General features: G+C 38.7%; 3 protein-coding genes and 1 pseudogene. 2 read left to right on the top strand and 2 right to left on the bottom strand.

What is annotated here, in order from left to right; genetic code table 11:
- A pseudogene (locus tag AC1DRF_RS24420) lies at positions 1-425 on the top strand (radical SAM protein); the annotation flags it as partial.
- Between the two features lie 37 nt (positions 426-462).
- On the opposite strand, the gene AC1DRF_RS24415 reads toward AC1DRF_RS24420, so the two are convergent.
- Positions 463-846, bottom strand: coding sequence for a nuclear transport factor 2 family protein (locus tag AC1DRF_RS24415; protein WP_013057918.1), 384 nt, complete (start codon positions 844-846; stop codon positions 463-465).
- A gap of 18 nt (positions 847-864) precedes the next feature.
- Entirely contained in the window at positions 865-1,344 is a 480-nt protein-coding gene (locus AC1DRF_RS24410; protein WP_013057917.1) for an RrF2 family transcriptional regulator, read from the bottom strand.
- Between the two features lie 160 nt (positions 1,345-1,504).
- On the opposite strand from AC1DRF_RS24410, the gene AC1DRF_RS24405 reads away from it, so the two are divergent.
- Positions 1,505-2,159 (top strand): LacI family DNA-binding transcriptional regulator (locus AC1DRF_RS24405; RefSeq protein WP_477741913.1); only part of this gene is annotated, 655 nt, incomplete at its 3' end.

Below are 2,159 nucleotides of genomic sequence, written 5' to 3'. Positions count from 1 at the left end.
TGCTTTTACAGCTTCAAAAAGTATGTGATCTTCGCGTATCGATGACTGTTGAAACGGACCGAGAAGATGTAAAACAAATTTTTTCTCCTTATGCTCCGGGGATGAAACTTCGTATGAACGCGTTAAAAAAAGTAAAAGAAAGCGGAATTTCAACGCAAGTAACCATTGCTCCAATGCTTCCTTTCACGCCTGAATTTCCTAAAAAAATAGAAGGAATGATGGACCGAATTTGCATTGATACCTTGTACTTAGGAGACGGTTCCTTAGGTAAAACGTCTAAAAGGCTAGGGATGCCTGAATTATTTGAGAAGTACGGTTTCCTAGACTGGTATGACAAAGACATTCATATCAAAGCCATTCGTTATTTTGAAAAATTTTATCCTTCTTCAATGATTTATCTTTCTCAAGAGGGATTTGCCCCATAAAAAAAGAAGGGCTAGAAGAACCCTTCTTTTTTTTATATTAGTTTTTATACGTATCAAACATGTTCGTATCGTCAGGTACGTTTTCTAAATAGCTGATTTTCCCGTTTTCATCTAGCTTAGCAATATCTTTTCCCGTTTGAGTAAAGACGCTGCCAGATGCACGTTTACCGCATACTGCCCAAGGCGTTTCAAACTTATCTGTACCTTCAACTGCTTTCCAGCCTTCGAACATATGCTTAATATCAGCATTTTCTTTAAACACCATTTTCACAAACAGCTTCCAGTTTTCAATGCCTTGCTTTTCGTGGCCGTTTAAGACAAATACGATATCTTCTGAAAAAAGCCCCACTAATTCTTCAAATGCTTGTTCGCTTGTACGTGATTGATCGAATAAATCAAAATATCTATTTAAGTTTTCCATGATGATCTCCTTTGGGTGCTACAGCACCATTTTTTCTTCTACTGTTGCTTTTAGCATGTCCAGGTTTTCTTTTGGACATTTTTTGTGAATTTCATTTGTGAGCGTAGCAATGGTTTGCCGTTTTAAGATAGACTGCCACGAAGATTCGGCTTCTTCCATTAAATCGGATAATAAGCAAATATCTTTGTCTTTTAAGTTAAGCATATCGTGAAAAATACCGCTTGATGAGTAAAGAGACTGCTTACCTTCAATGGCTACGTATACGTCATAAATACGAATTTCTTCCGGCGTTTTCTTTAAGCGAAATCCACCTTTGCTACCAGGAACGGAAGCAAGTAAATCAGCGCTAACCAGCTTGCGAAGAAGCTTTTGAAAATATGTAGGCGAACCACCAAGCTGAGTGCTGATGACATCTCCTGGCAACACAGCTTTTTCAGGTAAAAACGTAAGCAGCAAAATGGCATACACCGATTGCTCAACGCCTGTTTTCATGTGCAAAGACATCATCTCCTGCTATATGTGTACAACGTGGATAATTATTATCTACGTTGTGCACATCATAACGCTTATGAATCAAAAAGTAAAGCAGTTACTTAATATGCACGTGATATTCGTGTATACTGTGAAAGAAACAGCAACAAAATACGGAGATGAGAGAATGACAACTATTGCAGATATCGCTCGGCTTGCAGGAGTAGCAAAAAGCACTGTATCCCGCTACCTTAACGGAGGGTCTGTGAGCGATGCGACGAAACGAAAAATCGAAGAGATTATTAAAGAAACAAACTATAGCCCAAATGCGTTTGCTCAAAGCTTAAAAGCGAAAAAGACAAATATCATTGGTGTAATTGTTCCGCGCATGGGTTCTTTTGCGACTTCCCGCACATTAGATGGTATTGACCAAGAACTTAGAGACCACCACTATCAAATGATTATTTCCAATTCTAATCAAGATTTAGAAAGAGAAATCGAAAATATCTATACGCTGGCTAAGCAGAAGGTAGCAGGTATTATTCTTCTTGCTGTTCAAATCACAAAAGCTCATTTGGAAGCGTTCCGCACGATTTCAATTCCCGTTTTGCTAATTGGACAGCAGCATGAAGAAGTCCACAGTTTAATTCACCAAGACTACGAGGCTGCATGTGACATTGGAAGGTACATAGGAGAAAAAGGACATAAAAAAATCGCTTTTTTAGGCGTAACCGAAAAAGACATAGCTGTAGGTGTAAAGCGAAAAGAAGGAGTAAGGCAAGGTCTTAAGGACAGAGATTGCGAGATCCGCTGTTATCAAACAAGCTTTAACATGAGCGATG

This window comes from Priestia sp. P5_B4 (assembly GCF_056400385.1).
This window is presented reverse-complemented; position numbering and strand designations above follow the sequence as displayed.